Origin of the sequence: Pseudanabaena sp. Chao 1811 (assembly GCF_027942295.1) — a bacterium.
Classification (GTDB): domain Bacteria; phylum Cyanobacteriota; class Cyanobacteriia; order Pseudanabaenales; family Pseudanabaenaceae; genus Pseudanabaena.
In genome coordinates, this window is record NZ_CP101416.1 from 4,370,665 (window position 1) to 4,396,417 (window position 25,753).

At 43.3% G+C, this 25,753-nt stretch carries 23 protein-coding genes; 11 read left to right on the plus strand and 12 right to left on the minus strand.

All coding sequences use genetic code 11. From position 1 onward, the window contains the following. Positions 1-266: 266 nt before the first annotated feature. The 3 genes from NMG48_RS19945 to NMG48_RS19955 all read left to right on the plus strand — a co-directional run bounded on the left by NMG48_RS19945 (position 267) and on the right by NMG48_RS19955 (position 3,075). Positions 267-1,268: a metal ABC transporter substrate-binding protein gene (locus NMG48_RS19945; RefSeq protein ID WP_271253151.1), complete on the plus strand. Its 1,002-nt coding sequence runs from the start codon at positions 267-269 to the stop codon at positions 1,266-1,268. Between the two features lie 53 nt (positions 1,269-1,321). Then, positions 1,322-2,053, plus strand: coding sequence for a metal ABC transporter ATP-binding protein (locus NMG48_RS19950; RefSeq protein ID WP_271253152.1), 732 nt, complete (start codon positions 1,322-1,324; stop codon positions 2,051-2,053). Positions 2,054-2,220: 167 nt separating this feature from the next. Then, a complete protein-coding gene (locus tag NMG48_RS19955; protein WP_271253153.1) occupies positions 2,221-3,075 on the plus strand; it encodes a metal ABC transporter permease in 855 nt (284 codons plus the stop codon). On the opposite strand, the gene NMG48_RS19960 is transcribed toward NMG48_RS19955, so the two are convergent. The 4 genes from NMG48_RS19960 to tkt all read right to left on the minus strand — a co-directional run bounded on the left by NMG48_RS19960 (position 3,072) and on the right by tkt (position 8,693). Continuing rightward, entirely contained in the window at positions 3,072-3,587 is a 516-nt protein-coding gene (locus NMG48_RS19960; protein WP_271253154.1) for a pentapeptide repeat-containing protein, read from the minus strand. The two genes, NMG48_RS19955 and NMG48_RS19960, sit on opposite strands and share 4 nt — an antisense overlap. A gap of 209 nt (positions 3,588-3,796) precedes the next feature. Next, the gene (locus NMG48_RS19965) at positions 3,797-4,621 is read right to left on the minus strand and encodes a VanW family protein (RefSeq protein WP_271253155.1); all 825 of its coding nucleotides are present in this window, start codon (positions 4,619-4,621) and stop codon (positions 3,797-3,799) included. Positions 4,622-4,645: 24 nt separating this feature from the next. Next, complete coding sequence (locus tag NMG48_RS19970; protein WP_271253156.1) at positions 4,646-6,385, minus strand: pentapeptide repeat-containing protein; 1,740 nt, start codon at positions 6,383-6,385, stop codon at positions 4,646-4,648. Between the two features lie 304 nt (positions 6,386-6,689). Then, positions 6,690-8,693, minus strand: coding sequence for a transketolase (gene tkt / locus NMG48_RS19975; RefSeq protein ID WP_271253157.1), 2,004 nt, complete (start codon positions 8,691-8,693; stop codon positions 6,690-6,692). Positions 8,694-9,044: 351 nt separating this feature from the next. Here tkt and NMG48_RS19980 point away from each other — a divergent pair, with 351 nt between their 5' ends. The 4 genes from NMG48_RS19980 (at position 9,045) to NMG48_RS19995 (ending at position 12,971) form a co-directional block, all read left to right on the plus strand. Then, a complete protein-coding gene (locus tag NMG48_RS19980; RefSeq protein WP_271253158.1) occupies positions 9,045-10,148 on the plus strand; it encodes a hypothetical protein in 1,104 nt (367 codons plus the stop codon). Between the two features lie 122 nt (positions 10,149-10,270). After that, on the plus strand, positions 10,271-11,305 hold the full coding sequence (locus NMG48_RS19985; RefSeq protein WP_271253159.1) for a hypothetical protein: 1,035 nt from the start codon (positions 10,271-10,273) through the stop codon (positions 11,303-11,305). Positions 11,306-11,536: 231 nt separating this feature from the next. Then, a complete protein-coding gene (locus NMG48_RS19990; protein WP_174235257.1) occupies positions 11,537-11,680 on the plus strand; it encodes a hypothetical protein in 144 nt (47 codons plus the stop codon). 109 nt (positions 11,681-11,789) lie between these two features. Further along, complete coding sequence (locus NMG48_RS19995; protein ID WP_271253160.1) at positions 11,790-12,971, plus strand: amino acid ABC transporter permease; 1,182 nt, start codon at positions 11,790-11,792, stop codon at positions 12,969-12,971. A gap of 27 nt (positions 12,972-12,998) precedes the next feature. On the opposite strand, the gene NMG48_RS20000 is transcribed toward NMG48_RS19995, so the two are convergent. The 6 genes from NMG48_RS20000 to NMG48_RS20025 all read right to left on the minus strand — a co-directional run bounded on the left by NMG48_RS20000 (position 12,999) and on the right by NMG48_RS20025 (position 20,515). Next, the gene (locus NMG48_RS20000; RefSeq protein ID WP_271253161.1) at positions 12,999-15,548 is read right to left on the minus strand and encodes an EAL domain-containing protein; all 2,550 of its coding nucleotides are present in this window, start codon (positions 15,546-15,548) and stop codon (positions 12,999-13,001) included. Continuing rightward, a complete protein-coding gene (locus NMG48_RS20005; protein ID WP_271253162.1) occupies positions 15,529-16,422 on the minus strand; it encodes a FecR family protein in 894 nt (297 codons plus the stop codon). The genes NMG48_RS20000 and NMG48_RS20005 overlap by 20 nt, the downstream gene beginning before the upstream one ends. A 92-nt stretch (positions 16,423-16,514) precedes the next feature. Next, positions 16,515-17,600, minus strand: a complete 1,086-nt coding sequence (locus NMG48_RS20010) for a hypothetical protein (protein WP_271253163.1) — start codon at positions 17,598-17,600, stop codon at positions 16,515-16,517. Positions 17,601-17,799: 199 nt separating this feature from the next. Continuing rightward, positions 17,800-18,576 carry a potassium channel family protein gene (locus tag NMG48_RS20015; protein ID WP_271253164.1) on the minus strand — a complete coding sequence of 259 codons (777 nt, stop codon included), beginning with the start codon at positions 18,574-18,576 and terminating at the stop codon, positions 17,800-17,802. Positions 18,577-18,782: 206 nt separating this feature from the next. Beyond that, the gene (locus tag NMG48_RS20020) at positions 18,783-20,117 is read right to left on the minus strand and encodes a TrkH family potassium uptake protein (RefSeq protein WP_271253165.1); all 1,335 of its coding nucleotides are present in this window, start codon (positions 20,115-20,117) and stop codon (positions 18,783-18,785) included. A 146-nt stretch (positions 20,118-20,263) separates the two neighbouring features. After that, complete coding sequence (locus NMG48_RS20025; RefSeq protein ID WP_271253166.1) at positions 20,264-20,515, minus strand: HNH endonuclease; 252 nt, start codon at positions 20,513-20,515, stop codon at positions 20,264-20,266. 162 nt (positions 20,516-20,677) lie between these two features. On the opposite strand from NMG48_RS20025, the gene NMG48_RS20030 reads away from it, so the two are divergent. Further along, entirely contained in the window at positions 20,678-21,448 is a 771-nt protein-coding gene (locus NMG48_RS20030) for a hypothetical protein (protein WP_271253167.1), read from the plus strand. A 98-nt stretch (positions 21,449-21,546) separates the two neighbouring features. On the opposite strand, the gene NMG48_RS20035 is transcribed toward NMG48_RS20030, so the two are convergent. Then, a complete protein-coding gene (locus tag NMG48_RS20035; protein ID WP_271255296.1) occupies positions 21,547-22,647 on the minus strand; it encodes a 3-deoxy-7-phosphoheptulonate synthase in 1,101 nt (366 codons plus the stop codon). Between the two features lie 437 nt (positions 22,648-23,084). On the opposite strand from NMG48_RS20035, the gene NMG48_RS20040 reads away from it, so the two are divergent. From NMG48_RS20040 to NMG48_RS20050, 3 genes are all read left to right on the plus strand, one after another. Continuing rightward, positions 23,085-23,579 (plus strand): DUF1648 domain-containing protein, encoded by a 495-nt coding sequence (locus tag NMG48_RS20040; RefSeq protein ID WP_271253168.1) that lies wholly within the window; start codon positions 23,085-23,087, stop codon positions 23,577-23,579. Positions 23,580-23,758: 179 nt separating this feature from the next. Further along, on the plus strand, positions 23,759-24,730 hold the full coding sequence (locus NMG48_RS20045; protein ID WP_271253169.1) for a M48 family metallopeptidase: 972 nt from the start codon (positions 23,759-23,761) through the stop codon (positions 24,728-24,730). A gap of 98 nt (positions 24,731-24,828) precedes the next feature. Further along, positions 24,829-25,422 carry a Uma2 family endonuclease gene (locus NMG48_RS20050; protein ID WP_271253170.1) on the plus strand — a complete coding sequence of 198 codons (594 nt, stop codon included), beginning with the start codon at positions 24,829-24,831 and terminating at the stop codon, positions 25,420-25,422. A gap of 8 nt (positions 25,423-25,430) precedes the next feature. On the opposite strand, the gene NMG48_RS20055 is transcribed toward NMG48_RS20050, so the two are convergent. Next, positions 25,431-25,604: a hypothetical protein gene (locus NMG48_RS20055; protein WP_271253171.1), complete on the minus strand. Its 174-nt coding sequence runs from the start codon at positions 25,602-25,604 to the stop codon at positions 25,431-25,433. Between the last annotated feature and the right edge of the window lie 149 nt (positions 25,605-25,753).

The window sequence follows — 25,753 nt, forward strand, 5'->3', positions numbered from 1 at the left end:
GCTTTCAACTATTTAGTGTATCTGAAGTGGCACATCGTGAAAATCATTTTTTCTGGTCAATATCCTATGGTTTACAAAAGATTGAACCTATACAGCGCTTTGCGCTGACTGGAACCCCAGAGAAATTTTTGAAAGCTGCGCTTTCAAAAATTTCTCTGGGGTTCTTATTCGTAGTAGATAGACACATTTCTTAAAATTAGGGTGGCTTTTCATAATCGTTTCATTTTCTTGGCTTTCTATGCTATATTTCAAAAAGTGAAACGATTATGAAAATAATCATGAAGTCCCAAAGCATTAGCAAATCAAGGTTGAAGGCACTAACTAAATATTTAGTGAAATATGCTGCGTTGTCTAGCTGCGTATTGATGATTGGGCTGAGTGGATGCACGAACTCAGCAAGTCAGCGTGAAGCTGCCGACAACAATGCCATTCGCCAAAATCCTCAAGGCAAGAAGGTGATTTTGACCACTTTTACAGTGCTGGCAGATATGGCGCAAAACGTGGCGGGGGATAAAGCGATCGTCGAGTCAATCACTAAGGTGGGGGCAGAAATTCATGGATATGAACCAACACCGAGCGATTTGCAGCGTGGGCAAGGTGTGGATCTGATTTTAGATAATGGTCTAAATCTAGAGCGTTGGGCAGATCGTTTTTATAACAGTATTCCGAGAGCCGAGCGATTAACCTTATCGGAGGGTGTGCAACCAGTAAATATTGCCGAAGATGCTTATCAAGGTAAGCCGAATCCTCACGCTTGGATGTCGCCGCAGAATGCCTTGATCTATGTGGACAATATTCGTAAGGCATTGGTCAAGCTCGATCCTGTAAATGCTGCGACCTATGAGGTAAATGCTAAAGCCTATAGCCAAAAGATTAAAGATATTGATGCCAAACTCAAACAGGCGATCGCAGTAATTCCTCCTGATAAACGCTATATCGTCAGTTGTGAAGGAGCCTTTTCATATTTGGCGCGGGACTATGGTTTGAAGGAAATATATATCTGGCCAGTGAATGCGGAGCAGCAAGCCACACCGAAACAAGTCCAAAAAGTAATTGATGCCGTTAGAGCTAAGCAGATTCCGACGGTGTTTTGTGAGAGCACGGTGAGTAATGCGGCGCAGATGCAGGTGGTGAAGGAGACAGGAGCGAAGTATGGAGGAGTGTTTTATGTGGATTCGCTATCTCCTCCCGATGGCGTTACACCGACATATCTGAAGTTATTGGAATACAACGTCAATACTTTAATTAAGGGATTACAGAGTAATTAACCAAACGTAATTAATCAAGATAAGCAAATAGAAATTAAGGAGAAGAGAAAATTATGGATACGATTAGCATTGATATTGAGAATGTTACGGTTGCCTATCATGGGAAGGTTGCCTTGCATAGCGCTAATTTACAACTGAAAGCAGGCACAATTTGTGGTCTGGTAGGAATGAATGGTGCAGGTAAGTCAACTCTCTTTAAGTCGGTAATGGGTTTTGTCAAACCGATGAGCGGCAGAGTATTGATTAATGGCTTACCAATTCGGATTGTTCAAAAAAAGAGCTTAGTTGCCTATGTGCCACAAACAGAAGAGGTAGATTGGAACTTCCCTGTGAGTGTCCATGATGTGGTGATGATGGGACGTTATGGCTATATGAATTTTCTGCGGATGCCGAAAGCGCTCGATCGCCAAGTGGTACGTGAGAGCTTAGAGCGTGTGGAAATGTGGGAAATGCGCGATCGCCAAATTGGTGAGTTGTCGGGTGGTCAAAAGAAACGTGCCTTTTTTGCAAGGGCTTTGGCGCAACAGGGCAGGGTGTTGCTTCTTGATGAGCCATTTGCGGGTGTGGATGTGAAGACTGAGAAGATGATGATTAATCTGCTGATGGAATTGCGCGATGCAGGTTATACGGTGCTGGTTTCTACTCACGATCTGGAATCGATTAATACTTTTTGCGATCAAGTGGTGTTAATCAATCGCACGATTCTTGCCTATGGTCAGACTTCAGAGGTATTTACCGAAGAAAATATTTCACGGACTTTTGGTGGTTCTTTTAAGTTTGCGTAAGTTCATCCCTCACCCCTAGCCCCTCTCCCGCAGGAGAGGGGAATAAGAGATTTAGATTATCTCCAACAGGCGAAAGAAAATAGGAAATTAGCTCCCCTTCTCCTGCGGGAGAAGGGGTTGGGGGATGAGGGCTGGATCTTTGCTCATCAGATTTTAGGAATTTAAGAATGGATATTATTCATTGGTTTACAGCACCGTTACAATATGGGTTTATGGTGAAGGCGATTTGGGTGAGCGCCCTTGTGGGGATTGTTTGCTCAGCCTTGTCTTGCTTCATGATTTTGAAAGGATGGGCGTTGATGGGCGATGCAGTATCCCATGCGGTACTTCCGGGGGTGGTACTTGCCTATGTGATTAACATTCCCTTTGCGATCGGGGCTTTTGTGTTTGGCGTAGGTTCTGTAATTGCGATCGGCTTTATCAAAGCGAATACAAGAATTAAAGAAGATACAGTAATTGGCTTGGTCTTTACGGGGCTATTTGCCTTGGGAATAGTGCTAGTATCGAAGATCAAAAGTACTGTCGATTTAGGACATATTCTATTTGGGAATGTGTTGGGAATCGCTGATAGTGATATTGTCCAAACCGTGATTATCAGTGTGATTACATTGGTGACGCTCGCGATTTTGCGAAAGGATTTGATTCTCTTTTGCTTTGATGCGACCCATGCTCGTTCAATCGGTATGAATACCACATTTCTCTATTACGTGTTGCTGTCGTTGTTGTCGCTCACGGCGGTAGCAGGGTTACAAACTGTAGGAATTATCCTTGTCGTGGCGATGTTGATTACCCCTGGGGCAACTGCCTATTTGTTGAGCGATCGCTTTGACCATATGATGTTGATTGCGATGGCTTCGGGGATGTTTGCTAGTGTGATGGGGACTTACATCAGTTATCACATCGATGGCTCGACGGGTGGCTGTATTGTGGTTTTGCAAACCTTGTTATTTTTGGCGGCGATGATTTTTGCTCCAAAACATGGGATGCTAGCCCGATCGCGTCAACAAGTCATAGAATCCTAATCAATTCGCATCCCTTCTGTAACAGGATCAAAATTTGTTGGTAGTTTGGTACTAAGGCTATATTTTGCACCTGTAAACTTAGCTTCAGTAAATACGGCTTCAGATAGGTCAGCACTACTGAGATTTGCTTCACTGAAGTCTGCTTCGCGGAGTCTTGATTGGCTTAAGTTGGCATTCAATAAAATTGCTCCGTTTAAGGAAGCCTTAAGTAATATTGATTTGATTAGGGTTGCACCTGTCATTAACGAGCGACTTAGGTTTGCACCTGTGAGATTGGCGCGACTTAATTCAACTCGATTGAGAATGGCAGTTGATAGATCTGTTTGAAACAAAAGTGCAGAGCTAAGATCAGTTCCTGTCAGATCGGCTTTTCTGAGGCTAGATCGACTCAGATTAATTTCTTTTAAAACTAATCCACTGAGGTTTTCTCCATCTAGGTCAGAACCTTCAAAGTTGCGCTCTCCTTGATTGTACTGGGTTAATAATTGATCGGCACTGCTTACTTTTGCCATGTATCTACACTTGTTATGTACTTTTCTAGATTCTAGAATAACCTAAAGGTTAAGAGAGTGTTTGAGAAGTCTTGCTTCAGCCCCCCTAGCCCCCCAATTCTGGGGGGAACCAGATTAAAGTCCCCCAGAATTGGGGGATTTAGGGGGCGGCAATATTAGCTTTAGCCGAAAAATTTCTATCCATTAACCTCTCAAACACGCTCTAATCTTTATTTCCCTGCACTCAAAAGTGGAGCATACATCATCAGAGCATGATTTTCGGTGATCAATTCTTCATCAAGAAGTTGATTTGTATGGCGATCGCAAATTTTACGAAAAAGCTGATTTTGGCGCATATATCGTCCTGCGACGGGGCCACTAATAAGGTGATTCTTTTCCACGATTTCATATTTGTAATGACTTTCCATATCAGAATGGATTGCTCCATGTAGATGCTCATCGGTTAGCCATAGACAAAGCTGATACTGGTGCGGTGTTTTGTTCTCAATTTGCAGGTCGATGTAGTTGTAGGAGACGGTTGCACCACTGCCAAAGGGTAATGTGCGATTGACATCTGGAAATACGTCGTAGCTATGTCGCCAGCGTTCTTTGACCGATAGAGGAGAATGCAGTGTCATCCAATAGATGAGATTGGCGAGTTGACATAAGCCGCCGCCATAGCCAGTGCTGACTTTGCCATTGTCTAAAACCATGCCTAGTTGAAATCCTCTCTGTTTGGTGGGATTACCAACTAAATACCAAAAGGAAAAGACTTCATTGGGATGAATCACTAATCCATCAATCTGCGCGATCGCAAGGCGTAAGTTTTCGATTTTGTTATATTGCAGCCACATTTCTACGTCTTTGAGTTGGCGCAGTAAGATCGACTGATGGGTAAAGATTTGAACGGGTAGGCGATCGCGTTTAAGTTCGGTGGCAAATTTGCGATCGCTAAAAATCCACTCAAGGTGACGTTTGAGAATGTAGAAGTAGCGCCCTAACCATAATCTCAATTTGCTTCGTTTGATTGTCTGTTGAAGATTATGGTTTTGCATGGTTTTCTCAAGTATGAGATGGGGTCAGGCTTGCCAAATACTAAGAATTGCATCGGCAATTTTCTTGACGGGTTCGATGAGGCTAGCTGCTTTGCTAATTACGCCTGTAAAGGCATCTAATAAAATTGGAAGCATTCCCTTTTTTTGTGACGGATCTTTTGCCGACATGTTGCCAATTTGATTGAGATATTCCAGTGCCTTTTCCTTGTCGGATTCGCCTAGTTCTGAGGAGCTTTCGACGGTTTTTTGGAGTTGTTCGAGGAGGTCAGATAGTTGCGGTGCTTCGGGTTGGTTGGTTTCGCGGAGTTGTTGGATGGTGTTGGTGACAGTGCCGCTAATGTTGCCGATAACGCCTTGGTTGTTATCTCCAGTATTTAAAGCAACGTTGCTACTTGATGAAACATTAATTTGATTTGGTTTGTCAGTCATGGTGTCAATAAATGTAGAGTTTGGTGCGTTAAGTAATCTTTGCTTTCCAAGTTGACTAGATTGATGATAAAGCAAATTTTGTAAATCTTTAGATGTTGGGCGTTCTTCAAGTTTTGCAATTGCTACGGCTAATTGTTTTTCTAATTCAAATCTCTCTAACTTATTTTCTAAATCGATGCGATCGAGTTTTTGCTGAAGTTCCCATACTTTATTTCGTGAAGCTTCTAATTCTTGGTGCATTTCCTCATAGTCTTGGGTGAATTGAGCGTGCATTTCAGCTTTGGGAGCATTGGAAACTGTGTTAAGTCGAATCTGTTTATCTCCATCACCAAGATCTTCTATTGCTTTGATAGAAAGTTCCATTTCAGGATACTCATCCCTCAATTTTTTGAAGGCAAAATCGAAAGCTTGAGGATCGATGCCGTTACGGAAGAAGAAATCTAGGCTTTTGGTGGATTGAGTAACTAACTTTGCAAAATCGCCTTGTTCGAGAGAACCGCTTGCTGGATTACGTTCGCTCTTGGCAAAGTCCAAGAAAATATGACTACAAATAACATCTGTAAAAATTGTTTCGGGTGTAATCGCCCAATTTTCGATACAAGCACCACTCAGATCTGCATTTGTAAAGTCGGTTTTAATAGCTTGGACATCGCAAAGATCGGTATTTGTTAGGTTGGCTTGACTGAGATTACTTTGGTTGAGGTTTGCATCAGCTAGGTTTGCACCACTCAGATCTGCATTTGTAAAGTCGGTTTTAATAGCTTGGACATTACAAAGATCGGTATTCGTTAGGTTAGCTTGACTGAGATTAGTTTGGCTAAGGTTGGCAGCAGCTAGGTTTGCACCATAAAGATTAACTCCAATCAAGTTTAATCCTGATAAATCCATTGAAGAAAATTTTTCATTAGCTCCAATTCGGGAAACACACAGTTCTCTTATTGCTTGATTATCAAGATAGCCTGAGAACTTGCAGCACCTAAAGTGGGCATGAGTCCAATCGGTTTGATAGAGTTTCGCATCTGTAAAATCACAGTTGTTTAAGATCGCTGCCATGAATCTTGATTTAGTCAGCGTTGCATCTTCAAAAGAAGTTCCTGTTGCGTTGCGAATTTTTCTAGTCGCAGATGCATCCGCCGAAAACAAAACCACAAGAGTAACCGCACTTATAACCGCAAGCATACCCGCAAACTTAAGCGCAACTTCAAGCGCAACCGCAGCCACATGATCAACCGCAAACTCACGCTCAACCCCAGCGGCAAATGTAACTGCAAATATAACTGCAAATGCAACCGCAGCCACAACTGAAACTATAACCGCAACCTTAACCGCAAGCATATAAATCTCTATAAATATTTGTTTGATGCTTTTTCCTGCTGTCACACCAGAAAAGTCTGCACCTTCTAAATTTGCCCCACTAAAATCACATCCCCGTATATCTGCCTTCCGAAAATTTGCACCAGCAAGATCTTGCCTCTCAAACGAGCGATCGCGTAAATCCTGATTAGAAAAATCTTAAGTTTAGCCGAAAATGTTTTGTGAATGAAACTGGACAACAAAAAAAGCGCACAAAGTGCGCTTTTTTTGTTTAAGAAGTATTCTTTTAGAAATGGAAAGCTTCTCTTTTAAGTAACTGATTTAATTAACCGAGAACCTTGCGAGCAGTTGCTACAACGTTATCAACGGTGAAGCCGAACTTCTCGTAAACAACCGGGCCAGGAGCCGAAGCACCAAAGGTATCCATACCGATAACAGCGCCTTCAGAACCAACATACTTGTGCCAGCCAAAGGTGCTACCAGCTTCAACACTAACGCGCTTCTTGACAGAGGCAGGAAGGACGGATTCCTTGTACTCATCAGACTGCTCATTGTAGAGTTCTTGAGAAGGCATAGAAACCACACGTACAGCCTTACCTTCACCAGCGAGAACTGCCGCAGCCTTTGTTGCTAGCTCAAGTTCAGAACCAGTAGCGATGATGATCAATTCAGGATTAGGAGCATCAACTACGATGTAACCACCCTTCTTCGCGCCTTCGATGGAAGTACCAGCAAGGTTCTTCACATTTTGACGGGTGAAGGCTAAGAAGCTAGGACGCTTACGGTTAGCGATCGCCACTTGGTAAGCTGCCACAGTTTCATTGGCATCCGCAGGACGGATGGTCAAGGAGTTAGGAATTACGCGCAAGGACGCAATGGTTTCTACGGGTTGGTGAGTAGGACCATCTTCACCGAGCATTACGGAGTCATGGGTCAAGATGTACAATGCACCGATTTCTGCTAGTGCCGAGAGACGCATTGCGCCACGCATATAGTCAGCGAATACGAGGAAGGTTGCACCGTAGGGGATTGTACCGCCGTGAAGTGCCATACCATTCATGATTGCGCCCATACCATGTTCGCGCACACCAAAACGGAAGTTACGACCTTCGTAGGAACCAGGTTGGAAGTCAGGCAGACCCTTCACATAGGTCATGTTGGAGTGAGCCAAGTCAGCAGAACCACCCAAAAATTCAGGAAGTACAGGAGACAAAGCGTTCAAGCAAGCTTCAGAAAGAAGACGGGTTGAAGTTTCCTTTTGAGCAACGGGTTCAAGAGCCTTTTCCCAACCTTCAGGAAGTTCGCCAGCCATGATCCGCTTAAATTCAGCAGCTTCAGCAGGGTATGCTTTTTCGTAAGCAGCAAAGCGCTCATTCCACTCAGCTTCAGCCTTAGCGCCTTTTTCGATCGCTTGACGGAAACGGGTAAGCGCATCCGCAGGAACTTCAAAGGGGGCATATTCCCAGCCTAGGTTAGCGCGAGTTGCCGCAACTTCATCACCACCGAGAGCTGCACCGTGAACGCCAGCAGTACCAGCTTTCTTCGGAGAGCCATAACCAATGGTGGTGGTAACAACGATCAAGCTAGGCTTATCGGTAACAGACTTGGCTTCAGCAAGAGCCTTAGCGATCGCATCGAGGTCTTCGTTACCATCAGCAACGTAGGTAACATGCCAACCGTAAGCTTCGTAGCGTTTGCCCACATCTTCGGTAAAGGCGAGGTCAGTGCTGCCATCAATGGAAATACTGTTGCTGTCATACATCATGATCAGCTTGCCAAGCTTGAGGTGACCACCCAAGGAAGCCGCTTCAGAAGCAACGCCTTCCATGTTGCAACCGTCGCCAAGGATGACGTAGGTATAGTGATCAACGATGTTATGACCGGGCTTGTTGAAACGGGCTGCCAAATGTGCTTCAGCGATCGCCAAACCAACAGCGTTACCAACACCTTGACCGAGAGGACCTGTGGTAACTTCTACACCTGCGGTTTCAAAGTTTTCAGGGTGTCCGGGGGTGGAGCTGCCCCACTGACGGAATTGCTTAATATCTTCAATGCTGACACTGTCGTAGCCAGTTAGGTGTAGCAAGGAGTATTGCAACATGCAACCATGTCCTGCGGAGAGGACAAAGCGATCGCGATCGACCCACTTAGGATTTTTAGGATTAAACTTTAAAAACTGATCGAACAGCACAAAAGCCATTGGTGCTGCGCCCATCGGCAGACCGGGGTGACCAGATTTTGCTTTTTCGACCGCATCGATCGACAAAAAGCGGATGGAGTTAATGCAGAGTGTCTCAAGAGTTTGAGGTTTCGAGGGTGCAGCGACCATAGTTACAATTGCTTAGAAAAATTTGTACTCAATCAGGTACATTTTCCCTCAAAACTGTCCCATAACAATAACAAATTTTAATATTTGGTAGCGTCTTACTCAATTGATCTCTTCAAAGTTCGTTAAATACAGCTCGAAATTCTGCATCTAGTCCCTTCCAAGTCAAGAATTATTGGTGCGGCGCGAAGCGCCGCACCAATAATTTGTCTATAAAAGCTGAAACAAAAATATAAAAATTTAAGTCTGTACTTCTCACGGCGATCGCCATTGGGTTTATAGCAGTTTTTCAAATGAGCATATGCTTATTTGAAAATACAAAATCAATCTTATTAAGGTTTTTGAGCTTTCACGATGCTGGCACTATTCTTGCTGTCTCAAGTTGCTACACTTTATGCCCCAATACCTGCTGCGGTAACACAACATCAGCAATCAGTAGTTTTTCCTGAAACTCAAAATCGCATTACATCTGCTTCAACTCCGATGGCAGATACTCAAGTCTCAAAAGTTAGTAATTCCCAAAAAACAGCGATCGCTCAATGTGCGCCTGATGCTTTCCCGATCTTTTTTGAACAGTTTGTGCGCAACCCTGCGATACGTTATGACTATATTGGGGCGGAATTTCAAGTTCGCGATTATCAAGATCCACGCAGGCTATTGATGGAGATCGGCGACAAAAATTACATAGATTTTAGAATCGGGGTAATTGGTAATCAATATGTCTATATTGATCCTTCCATAAAATATCGTGGGGAGGTTGAGCTATTCAAGAATCGATTAAAATTAAACTACCAAAGACTCAATGCCAAAACATTTCGCGTCAATTACATTAGCGCCAAACTGGTTGATAACCGAAGAGATGGAACTCTAGTTAGAAAAGCGAGAGAACCAGAAGCTTATATCTTTGAACATCGCGATGGATGTTGGCATTTGACTCAATCTTTACGGCAGTATGGATATTGGAAAGAGTCACAAACGGACGAAGCTTTTACATATACGCCGAGAGCTTTTAGAACTAGCAGTTCTACCATGTATCCTCCTGTCTTAATTGGAAGTGATGATGCTACATACAGTCATGATCGCATTCTCAATGCCTACACAGATTTGATTTACTACAAAAAGCTGGATGCTCAATTTGGATATAGGATGCTGGAGCAACGCAATCGTTGGCGGGAATGGAACGTAATTCGGGAAGTGCTTGATCGTGAGTTTGGATTTTCAGCAAGTCTGCAATGCTCTGGTAAATACCTCTTGACCCAGAGATTACCAGAATATGACGATTCTTTAGGAGCATATACCAGTCGGTCACTTGATCATATTGCTACGGCAATTGTGGAATATCATGTTTCTCAATCCGCAATAAGCTTGAGTCCAGAAGCATTAAAAGATCGATGGCTAGAGATTCGCAAAAAGATATCTATCAATACAAATGTCGCATGTGTGATGGCTGGAGGTTAGATAACCCAGAGCTTTTCACTTTTTTTGTGGCGTGGCTTTGCAACGTCACAAAAAATGGGTTCTATATGAAATTACTGAAACCTTATCTGTAATAAATCATTCCCATTCATTAGGATAAAAACATGAAAACTTGGCAATCAATCACAGCAAGCATTATTACGAGTGTATTTGGGCTAATAGCAATGGCATGTTCAAGTACTGAACTCTCTAGTGTACAGGGGGCGACGCAGACTCAAGTTACCCTTGCAAGCTCGGTAAATAGCTCTCAATATTTACCACTCCGCAAAGGAATGACCTATAAGGAAACGCGGCGCATCATTCTCAAACAAGGGTGGAAGCCAAACCCTGATGTTAAAACTAATTTGAGAAACTCTGGGGTTAAAGCCATATTTGATCGCGGATATATAGAAATTAGCGATTGCTCTGGGACAGGAGAAGCTCCATGCCGATATGAGTTTGTCAATCAAAAGGGAGAACTACTATATGTTGTTACAGCAGGGCAGAACCGATTACTGAGAAATTGGTGGATTAATCAAGAGTCGCCAAAGCTAACAGAATCCGCGATCGCCAACTATCAGGGATTAATTCCTGACGGCTGGATCGTAGAGCAGCAGACTCTCGGTGATCTGAATGGTGATGGGCAGTCCGATATGATCTTAAAACTCATTCAATCGGGAACTAATGCCGATCGAATGAGATCGCTACAGGTTTTACTTTCAACTCCATCAGGTTGGCAAAAGCTTGCCTTTGCGACTAAGTTGTTGCTTTGTGCTAGCTGTGGCGGCGCGATGGGGACAGACAATGGCTCACATATCCGAGTTGAAATTAATGATGGCATTTTAGTCGTAAAGCAATTGCGTGGTAGTCGGGAAGCCATGCAGATCATTCATCGTTTTTGGATTGATCGTAATTCTCAAGAGTTGGTTTGTATTGGCGAAGATATCAATCCCTATGATCGAGCTAATGGCAATCAAGTTACTGATAGTCGGAATTTCTTAACTGGGAAGCGGCTTGTAGTGGAGTCGAGAGGGAAGCTGAGCAATAGCCAAGCCCCCCTACGCAGTTTTGAAACGAAGGTTTCCCGACAGCTACAAAGTATTGAGTCAATTGATATCGAAGAGGTCAGCAATAGCGCCATTCCTTTACCATCGGATTAATTAGATTCATTGCGCCTAAATTTTTTCTGTATTACTTCAATCTTCAACAATCTGTAGACAGGGCGAAATTAAAATTAACCCTGTGCAATTAATAAACCTGTGTCGAAATCCAAACAATTGTTACGGCATCTTAAAATCAGCAATCCCTAACAATTTAAGTATTACCATATACACAGATAGGAAAAAAATCCTAAATCAAGTTCTCTAGATATTCCTTGAAGGGTGATAGTTATGAACGGTTTGAAACAAAAACTCATGGATATGGTGGAATATGTAAGCGATGCGATCGCGAAGATTTTCACTCCTAGTAAAGATGATTTTCCTGCCACAGGCGCACAGCCGTACAATGGAGATCCCGCATCTGATCACAAATAGTCAAGATATGAGGTGCAAAGCACCTCTATTTTTTGGGGAATAAGCGACATAATAAGGACGATATGAATATTCATGTCGTCCTTAAATTTTTATAGATACAGATGCTGCTATGACGCAAAACTCAGTCACACTGCCACCCCAAGCATCATTTAGTCCTTGGCAATGGGCGAAGAAAAATCTATTTAGTAGTTGGTTTAATACTGTACTCACATTTATTTGTATTTGGTTTCTATATCAACTTGTGAGTAATTTTTGGATTTGGGCAACAACTAAGGCTCAATGGGCAGTTGTGGGTAGTAACTTACGGCTATTTTTAGTGGGGCTGTATCCTGTAAGTGAATTTTGGCGATTGTGGAGTATTTTAGCGATCGCAGGAAGCCTATCAGGAATATCATGGGGTGTATGGGGTAGATTTAGTCGAACTGTGGCGATCGCTATTGGCGCATTATCGATTGCCCTCGCGATTTTGCTACCTGTTGATATCATCGCAAAGGTTTTGACTTTAGCAATTAGTGGTGTAATTGCACTGGGGTTTGTGATTGGGCAGCAATGTAAAAGATTTGAGTCGAGTTCGCTATTCTTGGCGATCGCATGGTTTGCCTCTTTGCCAGTTTCTCTATGGCTAGTGGGTGGCAATCTGGGGCTAACTGCCGTTGATGTCAATGTTTGGAACGGACTAGTTTTAACTTTAATCGTAGCGATCGCAGGAATTGTCTTCTCTTTTCCGTTAGGAGTATTACTAGCATTGGGAAGACAAAGTACTCTACCTTTGATCAAAATATTTTGTGTCTTTTATATTGAACTAGTACGTGGACTCCCTCTCATCGGCATTCTGTTTATGGCACAGGTGATGCTGCCCTTGTTTTTACCCGCAGGTCTAGAAGTTGATCGGGTCTTAAGAGCGATCGCCGCCTTTGTCTTTTTCAGTGCTGCCTATCTTGCCGAAAATGTGCGTGGTGGCTTGCAGTCAATTCCTAAAGGTCAAGCCGAAGCCGCTAGAGCCTTGGGGCTAAGCATTCCCCTAACGATTGCTTTAATCATTTTGCCGCAAGCTCTTAAAGCGTCAATTCCTGCGATCGTTGGCCAGTTCATTGGCTTATTTAAAGATACTTCCCTCGTAGCGATCGTGGGACTAGTTGATCTCATGGGTGTTGCTAGAACTGTCCTGTCACAGCCAGAATTTATCGGTCGCTATGCTGAGGTTTATCTATTTGTGGCTTTGATTTATTGGGTGTTCTGTTTCTCGATGTCCCAAGCTAGCCAGAAGTTAGAAAGAAAACTGAATAAGTAAAAAGTGCCGCAAAGCGGCACTTTTTACTTATTCAGTTTTCAGAAGTGTTTCAATCCCAAAGCGATCAATGGGTCGAAATAGGAAAAAGCCCTGTCCATCCCCTTCTTCACTAAGTAAATCTTGCAGATAATTTAACTGATCGAGGCTCTCAATCCCCTCAGCTACGATATGGGCATTGACACTTTGAGCTAGCGCAATAATGGCTTGAATAATTTCCGTGCCATTGTTATCAGCATTGATATTATTTACAAAGGAACGATCTATTTTTAATCCATCAAAGGGGAACTTATGGAGATAGGCAAGGGAAGAATAACCTGTACCGAAGTCATCGATATAGATATTAATTCCCGCTTCCTGCATTTTCTTAAGAATGCTCACTGCAAAATTAGGATTCTCCATAATTGAACTTTCAGTTAGTTCTATTTTCAGATACTTCGGCTCTAGATCAGTTTGTTGGAGAACATTGAGGCACTTCTCAAGTACGTCATCTTGGGCAAGTTGCTTCGGCGAAAGGTTGACACTGATGGTGATATCTTTTGCTTTAGCAAAGCGTTGATGCCAAGATTTAAGCTGGTAACAAGCTTGGCGCATGATCCAATCACCAATGGGAATGATCAGCCCTGTTTCTTCAGCAAGGGGGATGAAGTAATTGGGAGAAATTAAGCCCCGTTTGGGATGTCGCCAGCGAATGAGAGCTTCCAATCCCACAATCTGCATATTGCGAAGGGAGACAATGGGTTGATAGTAGATTAGAAATTCTTGATGATCTTGATTGTGGGGATCTTGATTGTGGGGAGATTGGGCGATCGCTACAGCTTGGCGCAAATCCTTTTCGAGTTGGAGTCGCTCAAGCACACGCTCACGCATGGCAACCTCAAATACTTTGCTATAGGAATTGCCTAGTTTTTTGGCATAGTACATGGCTGTATCGGCATCTCTGAGGATGGTTTCAGGAGATACTAATTCAGGAGGGTTCTGATCGACTATTTGCTGGGTGAAATGATCAATGTGATGGAACTTGATCCCAATATTGGCAGCGATCGCAATTTCATTGCCTTGAACCAAAAATGTTTCTTGGAGCCTTTTTTGAATGCGATCGGCGGTATCTAGGACTGACTGCTCATTTGCTACATTTTCTAGTAAGATGACAAACTCTGCTCCCCCAAAACGAGCGATGGAAGCCGTAAGTGGTACACAACTTCGCAAACATTTTCCGACTTCGACTAGTAGCAAATTGCCGATGGGATGTCCAAAAATATCATTGATATTTTTAAACCGATCGAGATTAATCCAGAGAATAGCTATTAAACGACTGGAGTTATTAATGGATTGGGAAGATAAATCTTGGGGATAAAGCAAATCATTTAATCTATCTTCGATGAGTGCGCGATTAAATAGTCCTGTCAAACGGTCATGGGTGGCATCGTACAAGATTTGCGCATCAGCTATTCTCAGCGATCGCTGAATTTGCCAACGCTCTTGTAGGCTGATTGCCCCACCTGTAAACAGAAATAACAAAATTGGCATCGCGATCGCCATCCAATAGTTCAAGCTAAAGGCAAGAAACGCGATCGCAAACCATAGTCCAGCTATGCTAAAAGCACTAATGCAGCCTAACCCAAAGATGTGTCTTGGCAAGAGTAAACTGATCGATAGACTCACCAATAGAGCGATACTCCAGACATCTTGATCCTTGGCGATCGTCAGTGAATTCCGTTGCAGTAGGTTTTGGATTACCATTGCATGTAAATGCACTCCACTCGCTGGTGGATTGCGATCGAGGGGAGTTGATAAGCTATCGATTCCCGATGCAGTGACACCGACTAGGACAATTTTGTTGCGAAAGGAAGACGCAGGAATTTTGCCATCGATGACATCAACAAATGATAACTGCGGCATATTTTGACTGTGCTTTGTCCAGTTCATCCATAGAGGCTGACTCAAATCGGGTAATGGGGATATCGCCGCAGTAGTCAGGTCATAGGTCTGGAGCATGGCTACGCCTAAGGATGGAATATCTTGAACTTGTAAATCCACTTGACGGACAATGCCATCGGCATCTTCACGTTTGAGAATATGTCCAAACGCCACACCTGCATTACCCAGATCTTTAGTCGGTAAGAGGACTTGTCCAGACTTATCCCAAGCCATAGCTAGTACGACCCTTTGATGCTGCTCGATGGCTTCAGCTAATGGTTTATCGGCGGGACTCGACTCAGACCATAGAATATCAAAGCCAATCACATTTGCTTCGGTGCGGCTAAGTTTTTGCAAAAGCTCCCTATAAAGATCACGGTTCCAAGGAAATCTACCAATTTTACTGATACTCGCATCGTCAATGGCAACAATTACAACCCGAGCATCCCAAGGACGATCTCCCCGCCAGTTACTAAAACTGTTGTAAGCCCAGAATTCGATTGATTGGAGTATCCCAAAATGAACAATGGGAAGAATGATGACGATCGCAAATAGGGTGGGTAACGCCCGCCAGATTAGGTTAATTAAACGCGATCGCCTTCGACCGATATGGCGGTTTGCCCATAGTTGCGAAATAAACTCAGAGAATTGGAATCTCATAGACCTGTACTTTTCCCTGAGGGGTTTCCACCTTGACATTCACTTTGAGATTTGAAGGTGCTGGAAATTGGATAGAAAAATTACCATTGCGATCTAAAGGTTGATCGCGCCCATCTACTTTAACTGTATTGAAAGGATTAGTGTAACCTATGAATAAAATAGAACGTCCAGATCCTGAAGCCTGCCTGTTGATTACATAGCTGAAACTAGCATCATTCTTAATTGGTACAGCAGGAGATGGCGGTTCACCCATAACTGTCAAATTCTCAAATCCGCCATTTACCATTTCTGTCCGCTTTTGAGCAGTAGTTGCGACCCTGCCTTCGAGGGTAGTAACTATCATGTTACCGTTAGACCTAGCAATCACAATATACTGCGTTCCCCGCACTCCACTGATGCCCGCAGGGGTTTGAATATTAAGCTGAGAGCCACGGTTAGTAAATTTGCGAATTTGGAGTCTTGCCTTGCCACGGGGGACAATCAAATTCGTGATGCGACCATTATCGGCGGCAACTCGAAACGAATTAATCCGCAGAGTGGTATTTTCAGCGATATAGATCGAACCTACGGCTGTATCTACGCTTAAAACTGCGGAACTATTTGCGCCTGTAGAAATTTCGTCACTGGCTACCTGTAAGCGATCGCCAACTCGTGCCGCACGGTTAGTATAGTTGTACAAATTGCGATAGGTGACATTGCCTGAGACTTGTTCAACCTGTAGCCATTGATCTGTCCGTACTTGAATGCCGCCCTGAGCCTGAGCCTTTTTCACATCTGGAGATATTAAAGCAATCTCTGATAGATCAAGGAGCAGTCCAAAAATAGTAACGAAAGCAAGGTTGATCGCTCTAAACTTTTTGCGATTTTGAAACATTTCAATAATTGGCTGAAGGTCAGTCTTGGTGTTTTTCTATGGTAAACCCCAAGGGGTTATAAAAGTGTTAAGACGGGGATTGGGCAAAGCAATTACTCGACAGGATTGTAGGTGGAATCGGCAAGAAAATCACGTAAACGACGGGAAATTAATTCGCGACTGCCCATACGTCTCCCTAGTTCTTTTTCTAAGGCTCCCACAGGGGTTAAATTCTGCGGCGCACGAGGATCACGAGTAGGATGGGAGGCATATTGCGGAATTAAATAAGTACTTTGATCTGCGATCGCTTTGGCGCGTTCAAGGGGAATTGCCCCATCGAGATCGATGCGAATGATGCCATGTAAATCGTGATAGCCCAGTTTTTTATAATTCAAGTCTTTACTGCCCGATCGCAAATACCAACTCAGGTTGGAGCCATTGCTATTGGAAATCCGAAAGATCGGCGTGCGTTCTCCCACTTTAAGCGATCGCAAGACTTGAGCATTTTCGCCCTTGAGATATGCCTTCCCCATCGTTTTGACATAGCCAATGGTATCGAAGGGGGTTTGATAAACCCGATAGAGCAGTGGTCCATCACGGACGATTAAGGTATTGTCTTTGATTAGTTCTTTATTTACAGATAGAGCATTGGCAATTCGCAGCTCTTCATCGAGCATTTCTCCTTGAACCAATTGCGAAGGGGTGTCGGGTTGATTATTACTGCTAGTCAGACAGCGATCGTATCTTAAGTTGCCTCTACCACTCATCGGACAGGGGATTGATGTTGGAGGAGGTGTTAAGTTTCCCCCAAGGGCAATAATTCGCGTTACTTCTGTAGCTACACATTTGGCTCTACTGATGGTGCGATCTACTAGCACTGCACCGACGGAGATGGTAGCGAAGGCTCCATACAAGATCTCATCATCCCGCCGCCCAAGAAAGTTCGCATCAATTCGCAAGCGTCCATCGATAAATAGAATTTGATGGGGAAGCTCTGGGGCGATCTCGGGACGCATGGGTTGCCATTCACCATTGCCAACTTCAAATTCTGTATTTACCTTGTCATTAGTAGGAATCTCTTCGGGATTGATGCTGACAGGTGCATCATAGCCAATACTCCAAGGTTCTAGGCGAATGTTATATTCGCTCCAAAAGTTGTCTGCTATTGGCTCTATTGGTTTTATAAGGTTAGTAGTCATGCTGTTCTGGATTTTTGCGTAATTAATAGCACATAATGTCCATAATAAGTAAGCTCTAGAAACGCAGCTAAGAGATAGCTAGGACAAATCAAAAAACAAATAAGTGAAGGCGGCACTAAGTGCCGCCTTCACTTATTTGTTTTTTATCTCCTAAGCAAACCTTACATTGCTATAGAAGTGTTACTTTGCAGCATTTGTTTTATTTGAGTTTTACCTCAGAAGATTGGTGTAGGGGTAACTGCGTTGTGACGGCACTACCGTCGGAATTAAATAGGTCGCAGGAAATGGGTAGACGACTAATATTTTTATTACTGCCGATGACAACGATCGCTGAGCCTTTCACTAACTTTTGATTAGGATCAGGGTTAATTTCAAACTTTTGATCATGGCTGACCGCAATCACGTTTACGCCATAGTGACCACGCAGCTTGAGTTCTAGGATCGTTTTACCATCAAACTCTTCAGGAACCATTACTTCCACAATGCTATTGTCGGGATCTAGCTCAAAGCGTTCTAAAATGCCACGCTGAGTTAGCGATCGCGCCAAGGCACGCCCCATTTCTGCTTCAGGATAAACAACCAAATCTGCGCCAACCTTGGTGAGCAACGTGCCATGTATCTCCGAGGAAGCCTTTGCCACAACATGCTTAACCCCTGCTTCTTTGACATTCAAAGTAGTGACAATGCTCTCTTCTAAAAAGTTACCGATCGCTACAATTACGGTATCAATTTCGAGAATACCCGATTCTTTGAGGGCAAGGGGATTGGTGGAATCTAGTTGCAGGCAATGGGCGGCTAGATTGTTCGCTCTTACATAATTGACGCTTTCTTCATCTTTATCTGCTGCTAAGACTTCGTATCCCAGTCGATCAAGGGTGGAGCATACGGAGCGACCAAAACGTCCTAAGCCAATGACTGCAAATTGCTTGTTTTCATGGCGGAGACTACGAAAAAAGCTTAAAGAAGAGATATCCACAAAATTTCCCTGAAGTTCCTAAGTATTAACTGCTTTAGCATCTGTTCGATACAGTCATTTGCGTACTATAAAGCAGGGCGCAAATGACTGTATCAAACTCACATTGATTTAAGAGTTTATCAAAAGGTTCGAGTGGTAAGTGTAAAGCGCTTTCCATCTGAACCGTAAAATTTTGTCATCCAATGGCTGTAGCCACTTTTCTATAATTATCCAACGAGCATTGATTCTTGAGGATATTTAATCAAACTAGGTTTGGTATCGGTAAATATCGCTGCCATCAGTAGTAGTATTCCTACCCGTCCGATATACATAGTGGCAATGATCACTAACCGTCCTGCGGTGGATAATGAGCCTGTGATCCCTGTAGATAAACCTACTGTGCCGAAGGCTGAAGTTGCCTCAAATAGGATACTGATAAAACTCATATTGCGATCGGTGATGGATAACAAGCCCGTGGAGCAGATCACCGTAAATAGCGAACCCACTGCTACCCCTACAGCTTTTAAAATCAATCCATTGGGGACTTGGAGTTTATAGAGATTTACCTGATCGCGACCTTGTAAAGCCGCTCTTGTGCAGCTTGCTAGGATGCGAGCAGTAGTGGTCTTGATGCCCCCCCCTGTACTTCCAGGACTTGCACCAATGAACATCAAGGCGATCGAGATAAACATCGCAGTTATGGTCATTTTACCATTATCGATGGTGTTAAATCCTGCGGTACGGGTGCTGACGGACTGAAACCATGCCGCCACAATTTGATCAAATAGAGACAAATTGCCAAGGGTGTCATTGTTCTGGAATTCCGTGACCCAAATCGCGATCGTGCCAAATAATAAAAGAGCGATCGTCGTGCTAGTAGCTACGCAAAAGGTCAAACTTAAGGATATGTAATCACGACTGCGCGAAAATTTTGTTCTTAGCCATAGATAACCCTCCAAGATGACTTGATAGCCAATGCCACCAAAGATGATCAATAGCCCAATAATGATACTTATCATTGGGGTTTTGACATAACCCATTAAGTTATCGGTAAATAGGCTAAATCCAGCGTTATTAAAAGCATTAACGCTCAGAAAAATTGATTGCCAAAGACTTTCTGTAAAGCTCATCTGTTGACTAAAAATCGGGAGCATTGCAAACACTCCTGTTAGTTCAAAGAGAATAGTCACGGCAATAATCGACTTCACTAGTTGTAGACCGCCGCGAATGCCGCGAGTGTCTAGGGACTGCTGCAAGGTGATTTTGTCGCGAAGGCTAAATCTGCGACCAATGAGTAACATCAAAATCGAGGTGGCGGTCATATATCCTAATCCGCCTACTTGGACTAGTAAGGTTAGAAATAGCTGTCCCCAGAAGGAATAAAATTTGCCGACATCAACGACTGAAAGTCCTGTGACGCATACAGCCGAAGTTGCGGTAAATAAAGCGGTGATGGGATCTGTCCATGTGCCATTACTAGAGGATATGGGCAGCATTAATAAAAATGCACCTAGGGATATGACAGTAAAAAAGCCAAGACAAATTGTTCTAGCAGGGTTCACAGGTATCTCTACAAACTACGAAATCATAGGGAACCATAATTTTATAGCGATCGCCTATCAAGTTAATCAAAAATCACTACCTAGGATGCTGCGATTTAATTTTGTGGCATCGCCGCGCCACAAAATTAAACACAAAACTAAAATAGTTAGTCACTGAATAATCTCCGAAATCGCGGATCGATTTTGCCGCTCTTGGTGCGATTACACTTAGCGCAAAGAGTTTGAAGATTGCTGAAATCATTGGTTCCACCTTGGGCTAGGGGAATAATATGGTCAACTTGTAGGGTTTTGGCGGTAAGGTCAGTTTTATGGCAGCTTTGGCATTGATAAGTGTTGCGATCAAACACATATTTTCTGACTTCGGGCGGAATATAAATACGTTGTGTCTTGTCTGCCATAGGTGAAGTTTTTAGATCGAGATATTTTCATTATAAATCCAGAGTCTTTGCCTCACGCAATGCGTGAGGCAAAGACTCTGGATTTAACTACTTAGCAGTCCTCCCGTTTTATAATTTTAAAAAATTGCTCCAAGAGTGATTTCTTTAACAAAGAGGTGCTTTATGGCTGAACCTATGGCTTTAGGCGATCGCATTGAGTTTGGATTTTGGGAAGCTGGCTGCATGATTTGGGTTGGTGCAAGGGATTTTGTGAGCCAAGATTATGAGGGATTTTGCAACTTAATTTGGAATCATGACAACCTCAAATTGCAAGAAGCAATCTTTGAAAGGAAAGCTTTTTTGGCGATGGATCTCTATCAAGACGATGGCTACAATGTTCGCGTTGTGATGGGCGACCTTAACGAACAAGAACGGGATGAATGGGTTGCTAGAGTGCGTTGGCGGCTGGATTTGTCCTGCGGACAGATGGTAGTTTCTGGGGTGCTTGGGGATGATGATTTTGATGAGATCCCAGAAGCAAGCGCGATCGCTGATAATGATTGTTTACAATGCTATGTCTCAGTTCCACCCAGTGAGTATCAAGTGGAAGTCTATTCCTATCCTCCTAGTGATATCACCACCGCATGGGATCAAATTACAGGTTCCAATCTATTTCCTATAAGCGAAGGTATAGAGCCAGAAGCATTAAAGTCATATTTTGAGAGAACTCGTCCTAATACCCCCATTCCTGCATGGATTGGTTGTGAAATTGAAGAAGATCCTGAGCGCCGCAAAAAATATTATGAAGAGGCATATTCTTTGCATTATACCGACTTTGTAATTCGCCTGTCGCCAATTCTTGAAGACCTGCCTCTACCAATAATAGAAGAAGGTGGAGCGATAAAATGGGAGTTTCGTAAACCTGAGCGCTGTCCATTAGGTCTAGTTCGCTAATATGGCTATTGTCGCTTGAGAAGAGAATGGCGGCGCAAAGCGCCGCCATTCTCTTCTCATACATTGGGCGCTTTCAATAAAAAAGCGCCCAATGTTTTTTATTGGAAGCGGCCTGATCTCACTGCATTAGCCAGCTCGGTTAATGTCTCAACTGTCTGCTCAAAATTGATGCAGCCATCGGTAATGCTCTTGCCGTACTCTAATTTAGACAAGTCTTTGGGGAAAGGTTGCTTGCCACGATTGAGATGGCTTTCGAGCATAATGCCGACGATATTTTCGGAACCATTACGCACTTGATCGGCGATATCTTGCAACACAATCGGTTGATTTTTGTAATCTTGACCGCTATTGTCATGGCTGCAATCGACCATCATGTAGGGCAGTAGATTGCGATCGCGTAAACGATTGGCGATCGCTTCCACATGAGCCTTGTCATAGTTAGGACCTTGCTTACCACCGCGCAACACAATATGACCATCGGGATTGCCCGTCGTGGTGACAATACTCGATCTACCCTCATTGCTAACACCGAGAAAACGGTGGGGCTGACGTGCCGAAAGCATCGCATTAATGGCAACATCAATGCTGCCATCAGTCCCATTTTTGAAACCAACGGGCATCGATAGCCCCGATGACATTTCGCGATGGGTTTGGCTTTCGGTAGTACGCGCACCGATTGCTGTCCAAGAGATCAGATCGGCAAGGTATTGCGGCACAATCGGATCGAGCAATTCGGTGGCACTAGGCAAGCCCAATTTCGCTACGTCTAGTAGTAGCTGCCGCGCCATACGGAGACCATAATTAATGTCAAATGTCCCATTAAGATGTGGGTCATTGATTAAACCTTTCCAACCGATAGTGGTGCGAGGTTTTTCAAAATAGACACGCATCACGATTTCGAGGGCATCGCTGACCTCATCGCGGAATTTTGCTAATTTTTCGGCATATTCCTTAGCTGCCTTAACATCATGAATCGAGCAGGGACCAACCACCACTAACAAACGGCGATCGCTACCATTTAAAATATTACGAATTCTCGCTCTAGCATTACAAACTACCTTAGCGATCGCGGGGGTAATTGGCAATTCGGTTTTGATTTCCACAGGTGCTAGCAGTGGACAGGTTTCGACCACATGCAGATCACTAGTTTTAATTTGGTCTAAATTTTCATCTAATACTGATATTCCGTGAACAGACATTGGGGCGAGTTCAGTTGGTGACACTCTATTTAACTCCATATAAATATCTATTTATACTTTAGCCTTCCAAAGGGTATAACGTATCCTACGGATGGATTTTTGTTACATCAATCCAAATGTAGCGCAATGCCTACACTACATTTTCTCGGTATTTATTCGGTATTTAACAGCATAGTTAGTAACCAAACCGATAGTGTTGTGCTACCCACGTAGTGGGTAGCACAACACTTATATGAAGTACAGGTTGGTGCTGTTTAGGTTTTAGTTTTAAATTAACGTCATTTGTGCGGCGCGAAGCGCCGCACAAATGACGTTATCGAACTCACGTTAAATTAGGTTTGAGTTAAAGATTTTAAAAAATTACCTGCAAAATTATTTCTAACCTAAGTTCGCCTCGATAATTAGGCAATATTCTTAAGGCTAAGGAGCATACAGCGATGAAACTACCGTTGTATATCGTTCTGTTTTTGTTTGGTTTAGCGATCGCGCAAAGTGTCTACTTCTATCCATTACTGCCAGATGTTGTCGGTTCACACTTTGATGCAGCGGGTAAGGTCAATGGCACATCCTCAAAACTCGTTTACTTTATTGTCTATTTTGTATCCTTGGCACTTACTAGTTCTTTTACAGTATTACTGCCTTTAGTTTTTAAATATTTACCAACTTCCGTAATTAATTTGCCCCATCGCGAATATTGGCTATCAGGCGATCGCCGAGAAGAGTCTTTACAGTTTCTCAATGTGCATTTCTCTTGGCTTGGCGTTGCCACGATGTTGTTAATGGTGATCATCTTTCATTTGACCTTTATCGCCAATCTCAGTCCAATCAAAGAGCTGAACCTCCCTGCCCCTTTGGTTTTGTTAGCTGCCTTTGTCATATTTACGATCTGGTGGACTGTAGTACTCTTACGCCGCTTTCCTAAACCTTCATAACTAAGGTGTTTGGGTACAATTACAAAATAGCGCAAAGCCTATGGGACACATGCAACCTGCGCCATAGGCTTAATGTTACCTTTAAATAAAAATCTAGAGTCAATGGGCGGCGACATACTCCATTAATCTTTGCGATAGAATGAAGTAAATCGCGAATATCACCACGAACGGACAAAAATATGCCACGTTATACAGGAATTTCTAGCGAAGCATTTCGGCATCCCCTCGATCGCCAAGCCGAACAAGCACTCCGTAGTGTACCGGGGTTTGACCTAGTAGCGGGTAAATTTGTCGAGTTCATGTATGAGCGTCCACAGACGATTTACCACATTGGCAATAGTATTCAAGTTAGTCATCGGCAATATGCCACTATTCATCGCATTTTTAGAGAATGCGTCGCTGACCTCGATGTCCAACCAGAGCCAGTTCTCTTTGTTTCCCAAAATCCTGTGGCTAATAGTTATGCTCTCGGTAAAGATCATCCCTACATTGTGATTAATTCGGGACTGCTCGATCTATTAACTGAAGAAGAAATTCGGTCTGTGCTTGCCCATGAACTGGGACATATCAAATGTGGTCACACTACGCTTATTCAGATGGCAATGTGGGTGATGAGCATTGTTTCGACCCTGAGTGAGATGACTTTTGGCTTGGGTGGTTTGGTCAGCAGTGGTTTAATTTACGCTTTCTTTGAATGGCGACGTAAGGCAGAACTATCAAGCGATCGCGCTGCATTATTAGTTACTGATGAGTTAGATACAGTTCTCTCGACAATGATGAAGCTATCGGGTGGAAGTTCTGCTTTTGCCCATGAGTTGAGTTTGCCCGAATTTATCCGCCAATCCGATGCCTATCAAGAACTAGATAAAGACAATCTCAATCAGATCTATAAGTTCATGCTCTATAACGGTTTTGGGGCTGGCTCAATGCTTAGTCATCCATTCCCCGTCGAGAGGGTGCACTATATCCGTGAGTGGGCAGATTCGGAAGAGTATCGTAATCTGAAGTCTGGTAATTACAAGCGTGGTGATACGACTGGTGCGGTCGATGTTTCACAATCTCCAAAGGAAGATAAGAATGAAACTGAAGCTGAACGTCTAAAGCGCCAAATTGATGAACTCCAAGCTGAAATCAATCGCCTCAAGCGTTAGATATTGTCTAAATTGATCGCCTATTCCCTCAACACAAAACAGCGATCGCCAAACACTATTTCTGATTATAATGAACATAAAATTTGTGGGCAAAATGTATGATTTCTGCTACTTTATCGCCTAGCCTATCACCTACAGAATATCTAGAGTGGGAAGTAACACAAGAAGGTAGGTATGAGTATGAGTATGGAGAGGTTATTGAGGTAACAGGTGGAAAGCTTGAAAACAATGAAATTGCCCTTAATTTAATTGTATTGCTCCGAAGTCATTTACGTGGTAAAGGTTGTCGTATCCTTGGTGGTGATGCGAAACTCATGACCATTCCGAGCAATGTTTATTACTTTCCTGATGTGGTTGTTAGTTGCGATTCTCGCGATCGCAACGCTAGGGAATTTTTACAATATCCTTGTTTAATTGCTGAAGTCTTATCCCCTGCTACAGAAAGTCGCGATCGCGGGATTAAGTTACGCAACTATCTAAAGATCGATTCATTACAAGAATATATGCTCATCAATTCAGATTCTCCGAGTATTGAGTTCTATCGTCGTAGCGAGCGTACAGAGGTTTGGGAATATCTAACAATCAATAGTTCTGATTTAACCGTTAACGATCCTGAAGTTCAATTAACGAGCATAGATATTAGTCTTCCACTGTCACTTATCTATGAAAATGTTGACTTTCAGCAATCCTAATTGCCTATTCAACCATCAAACAGCGATCGCCTCTCTTCACCAAAACCCGATCGCCATTTCCCCACATCAAACAGCGATCGCACTCTCACCCCCCACAAACCCGAACGCCCATTTCCCACTACATCAAACAGCGATCGCCCCTCATCACGCACAAAACCCGTTCGCCTATTCCTCCACATCAAACAGCGATCGCCCCTCACTACCCATAAATGTGATCGCCTATTTATCTACATCAAATTGCGATATCTGAGAACTTGCACCATTCTGGAAAGGGGTTGCAAAGAGAGTAAAGATGTGAAAAAAAGGGCGTAGTAGTAAATTAAATAACGAT